A 4557-nucleotide genomic window follows, 5' to 3' on the forward strand; every position below is an offset into this window, starting at 1 on the left:
TGGATCACGCCGTGCGGATCGAGCAGAAGGGCGACGTCGCTGGCAGCGGCCACCACGCGCTGGACGGTCGGGGCGTCGAGTTCCCCCACCATGGTGCGCGGGGTCGAGCGCCGCTTCACAGGCACTGCTCCTGGTCGTTGCCGCCGATACGGGCCGTTGTTCTCATGTCACGTCAACGTCCAGCGGCTGGACGAGGTTTCAACTGCGCTTCACACGGCCGGCAAGCAAGCTCTCGGCCAAACCCGGTGCCTCGCTCCCGTCGGACGCCGTGGCATCGGCCCCCACCTGCCGCGCCAGATGCGGGCGCAACGTGAACACCGGGCCGCCCACCAGCACGGCGATTTCCCGGTGGCACGAGGCGCGACGCACGGCGGCGATGCAGGCAGGCAACCAGTCCAGCCGCGCTTCGCTGCCGGCCGAGAAACCCACCACGTCGAACCACTCGCGCCGCACCGCCGTGACCGGATCGGTGTCCTCGCCTTCGCCTGCAGACACCACTTCCCAGCCGGCACGACGGAAGAACTCGGCGACCATCGACAGGCCGAAGCTGTGCTGCTCGCCCGGCGCGCGGACCAGCAGCGCGCGACGTCCATTGGGCGGATGAGCCACCTCGGTGCCGAAGGCCGGGCTCAATTCTCGCATCATTCTCTGCAGCCGCCCGAGACCGATGGTCACGTCGGTGAAGTAGCACAGGTCCTCGCACCACATGTGGCCGAGGTGCCGGGCCGACGGCGCGAGGAGGTCGACGAGCAGCTGCTCGACGCTCAGGCCGCGCTCGCGCCACACCGACAGGGCCTCCATGAGGGCCGGCTCGTCGCCACGCACCAGGCTTTCGGTGAAGCGCTCCACGTCGGCCTGCGCGATCCTGCCGCTGAGCGCATCGTTGCAGGCATCGCCCGCCGCGTCGGCGCGGTGCGCCTCGACGAGGCGCGGGATGATCTCGTGCTCCAGGGTTCGGGCCAGGTAGGCCGCCCGCGCTTCGCGCGACAGCGCGGCACGCATGAACAGATCGGCCGGCGGCATGGCGGCGTCGCCACCCCAGGCCAGCAGGTTGTCGGGACCGTCGGACGGTGCCGCTCCCGTGTGCGAGCTTCCTTGCATCGCGTTCTCCTCTTCCAGCGTGTCTCGTCTTCGTTGTCGGAACGACTGCTCGAGGGCGTTGGAGGGGCGAACCAGACTGCTGTAGCGCTTCGCCAATGCTCGGGATGCAGCGGATGTCTTCTTGTCTCGTCGGCTCTGTTCCTTCTTGGATGCAGTAGGTGGGTCTTCGCCCTTGTACTCTGCCTCCTCCCAACCGTCAATGAGGCTGGACAAGCGCCCTCCGCCCTTGTCCAGGACAGCCCGGCACGCCCCGCTCTTTGCCTGCAGGCATGATCGGCGCCGCCGGCAAGACTGTCAAGCTTGGTTTACGTCTGTCTCGATTGACACCCTATCGCGAAAAGCCTAGTCTCCCTTTCATTCGCAACCGCAGGGAGTCTTCCGAATGGCATCGCGCCGGCCCGGCACCACACCCGGTCCCCAGCTGTACAGCCCGGAAGAGCGCGCTCGCAGGGACGCCTCGATCTGGACGCTTGTTCAGGGCGTTCTCGCCCCGGTGCAGTTCCTCGCCTTCCTGGTCAGCCTGGTGCTGCTGCTGCGCTACCTCGCCAGCGGTGCGGGCGAGCAGGCCGCGATGTGGTCGGTGGTGGTGAAGACGTCGCTGCTGTACCTGATCATGGTCACCGGCAGCATCTGGGAGAAGGTGGTGTTCGGCCGCTGGCTGTTCGCGCCGGCCTTCTACTGGGAAGACGTGTTCAGCATGCTGGTGCTGGCGCTGCACACCGCCTACCTGTGGTGCTGGGCCACGCACGCGCTCGACGGCCGCGGCCTGGCCTGGCTGGCGCTGGCCGCGTACGCCACCTACGTGATCAACGCGGGACAGTTCCTGCTCAAGCTGCGCGCCGCGCGGCTGCAGCAGGCGCACGAGGGCGCCACGCTGCAGGGGGCGCGCGCATGAACGCCCCGATCCCGATCCGCGCCGTGCCCTCGGGCGGCTGCTCCACTTCGCCGGTGCTGCGCGAGCGTGGCCAGCGCGAGGTGTTCTGCGGCCTGACCGGCATCATCTGGCTGCACCGCAAGGTGCAGGACGCCTTTTTCCTCGTCGTCGGTTCACGCACCTGCGCGCACCTGATCCAGTCGGCCGCGGGCGTGATGATCTTCGCCGAGCCGCGCTTCGCCACCGCGATCATCGACGAGCGCGACCTCGCCGGCCTGGCCGACTGCCACGACGAGCTCGATCGCGTCGTCAACCGCCTCCTCGAGCGCCGGCCCGAGATCCGCACGCTGTTCCTGGTCGGCTCCTGCCCATCGGAGGTGATCAAGCTCGACCTGCACCGCGCCGCGCAGCGGCTGGATGGCATCCACCGCCCCACCACGCGGGTGCTGAACTACTCCGGCAGCGGCATCGAGACCACCTTCACGCAGGGCGAAGACGCCTGCCTCGCGGCCTGGGTGCCCGAGATGCCCGAGTGCGCGCCGAACGAACCCGAGTCGCTGCTCGTGGTCGGTTCGCTGCCCGACGTGGTCGAGGACCAGTTCGCGCGGCTGCTGCGCGAGCTCGGCATCGCCGACGTCCAGTTCTTCCCGCCGCGCCGCTCGATCCAGCTGCCGGCGATCGGCCCGCGCACGCGCTTCCTGCTCGCCCAGCCCTTCCTGGCCGACACCGCGCGGCAGCTCGAAGCGCGCGGCGCGCGGCACCTGGCGGCGCCCTTCCCCTTCGGCGCCGAGGGCACCACGGCCTGGCTGCGCGCGGCCGCCGAGGCCTTCGGCGTCGCGCCGGCGCACTTCGAGGCGGTCACCGCGCCGGGTCGCGAGCGTGCGCGCATCGCGCTGCAGCGCCACCGCAGCCTGCTCGAGGGGCGCAGCATCTTCTTCTTCCCCGACTCGCAGCTCGAGCCGCCGATCGCGCGCTTCCTCGCCCGCGAACTGGGCATGAAGCTCACCGAGGTCGGCACGCCCTACCTGCACCGCCAGCTGCTCGGCCACGAGCTGGCGCTGCTGCCCGAAGGCACCGTACTCTCCGAAGGCCAGGATGTCGAACGCCAGCTCGACCGCTGCCGCGACATCCGCCCCGACATCGTGGTCTGCGGCCTTGGCCTGGCCAACCCGCTGGAGGCCGAGGGCGTGACGACCAAGTGGGCGATCGAGCTGGTCTTCACCCCGGTGCACGGCTACGACCAGGCCGCCGACCTCGCCGAACTGTTCGCGCGGCCGCTGGTGCGCCGCGCGAAGCTGGCCGCCTGAGCGGCGCACGAGAAGCAGACCATGCAGCTCACGCTCTGGACCTACGAAGGCCCCCCGCACGTCGGCGCGATGCGCATCGCCACCGCGATGCGCGACGTGCACTACGTGCTGCATGCCCCGCAGGGCGACACCTATGCCGACCTGCTGTTCACGATGATCGAGCGACTGCCGAAGCGCCCGCCGGTCACCTACACCACCTTCCAGGCGCGTGACCTGGGCGGCGATACCGCCGAACTGTTCAAGACGGCGGCGCGCGAGGCCTGCGAAAGATTCCAGCCCAAGGCCCTGCTGGTCGGTGCATCGTGCACGGCCGAATTGATCCAGGACGACCCGGGCGGCCTGGCCTCCACGCTCGGCCTGTCGATGCCGGTCGTGCCGCTGGAGCTGCCGTCGTACCAGCGCAAGGAGAACTGGGGCGCGGCCGAGACCTTCTATCGCATCGTGCGGACCATGTGCACGCCGCGCCTGCCGGCGCCGGGCGCGCCGAAGCCGCAGCGCCCTGCCGGCCAGGTGCCACGCTGCAACCTGCTCGGGCCCACCGCACTGGGCTTCCGCCACCGCGACGACGTGCGCGAGATCCGCGGCCTGCTCGAGCGCATGGGCGTCGAGGTGTCGGTGGTCGCGCCGGCCGGTGCCAGCCCGGACGACCTCGCACGCCTGCCCGATGCCGACTTCAACGTGGTGCTCTACCCCGAGACCGCGTCGACGGCCGCGCTGTGGCTGCAGCGCACATTCGGCCAGCCCTTCACCCGCACCGTGCCGATCGGCACCGGCGCGACGCGCGACTTCATCGCCGAAGTGGCCGCGCTCGCTGGGCTCGACGCTCGGGCCGCACTGGATCGCGAGACCTCCCGGGCCACCTGGTACAGCCGCTCGGTCGACTCCACCTACCTCACGGGCAAGCGCGTGTTCGTGTTCGGCGACGCCACGCATGCCGTCGCCGCGGCGCGCGTGGCCTCGCAGGAGCTCGGCTTCCAGGTGGTCGGCCTGGGCACCTACAGCCGCGAGTTCGCCCGCGAGATCCGCGAAGCCGCCAAGCTCTACGGCGTCGAGCCGCTGATCACCGACGACTACCTCGAGGTCGAGGCCAAGGTGGCCGAGCTGCACCCCGAGCTGGTGCTCGGCACGCAGATGGAGCGCCACATCGCCAAGCGCCTGGGCGTGCCCTGCGCGGTGATCTCGGCGCCCGTGCACGTGCAGGACTTCCCGGCGCGCTACTCGCCGCAGATGGGCTTCGAGGGCGCGAACGTGCTGTTCGACACCTGGGTGCACCCG

General features: G+C 70.3%; 4 protein-coding genes. 3 read left to right on the forward strand and 1 reads right to left on the reverse strand.

Going from position 1 to position 4557, the window contains the following annotated elements; translation table 11 throughout:
• Window positions 1-198 precede the first annotated feature (198 nt).
• Complete coding sequence (locus tag AB7U92_RS22310; protein WP_428582223.1) at window positions 199-1101, reverse strand: cobalamin B12-binding domain-containing protein; 903 nt, start codon at window positions 1099-1101, stop codon at window positions 199-201.
• A gap of 382 nt (window positions 1102-1483) precedes the next feature.
• Between AB7U92_RS22310 and bchF the strand changes: the two genes are divergently transcribed.
• The 3 genes from bchF to bchB form a co-directional block, all read left to right on the forward strand.
• The gene (gene bchF / locus AB7U92_RS22315; protein ID WP_428582225.1) at window positions 1484-1996 is read left to right on the forward strand and encodes a 2-vinyl bacteriochlorophyllide hydratase; all 513 of its coding nucleotides are present in this window, start codon (window positions 1484-1486) and stop codon (window positions 1994-1996) included.
• Window positions 1993-3282: a ferredoxin:protochlorophyllide reductase (ATP-dependent) subunit N gene (locus AB7U92_RS22320; protein ID WP_428582227.1), complete on the forward strand. Its 1290-nt coding sequence runs from the start codon at window positions 1993-1995 to the stop codon at window positions 3280-3282. The genes bchF and AB7U92_RS22320 overlap by 4 nt, the downstream gene beginning before the upstream one ends.
• A 21-nt stretch (window positions 3283-3303) precedes the next feature.
• On the forward strand, window positions 3304-4557 hold a 1254-nt coding region (gene bchB / locus AB7U92_RS22325), incomplete at its 3' end, for a ferredoxin:protochlorophyllide reductase (ATP-dependent) subunit B (protein WP_428582229.1).

Origin of the sequence: Piscinibacter sp. (assembly GCF_050175855.1) — a bacterium.
GTDB lineage: Bacteria > Pseudomonadota > Gammaproteobacteria > Burkholderiales > Burkholderiaceae_C > Piscinibacter.

Excerpts from the sequence above, each read along its gene's own strand:
- AB7U92_RS22320 (WP_428582227.1), top strand. The coding sequence starts at position 1,993 with ATGAACGCCCCGATCCCGATCCGCGCCGTGCCCTCGGGCGGCTGCTCC.
- bchF (WP_428582225.1), top strand. The coding sequence starts at position 1,484 with ATGGCATCGCGCCGGCCCGGCACCACACCCGGTCCCCAGCTGTACAGC.
- AB7U92_RS22310 (WP_428582223.1), bottom strand. The coding sequence starts at position 1,101 with ATGCAAGGAAGCTCGCACACGGGAGCGGCACCGTCCGACGGTCCCGAC.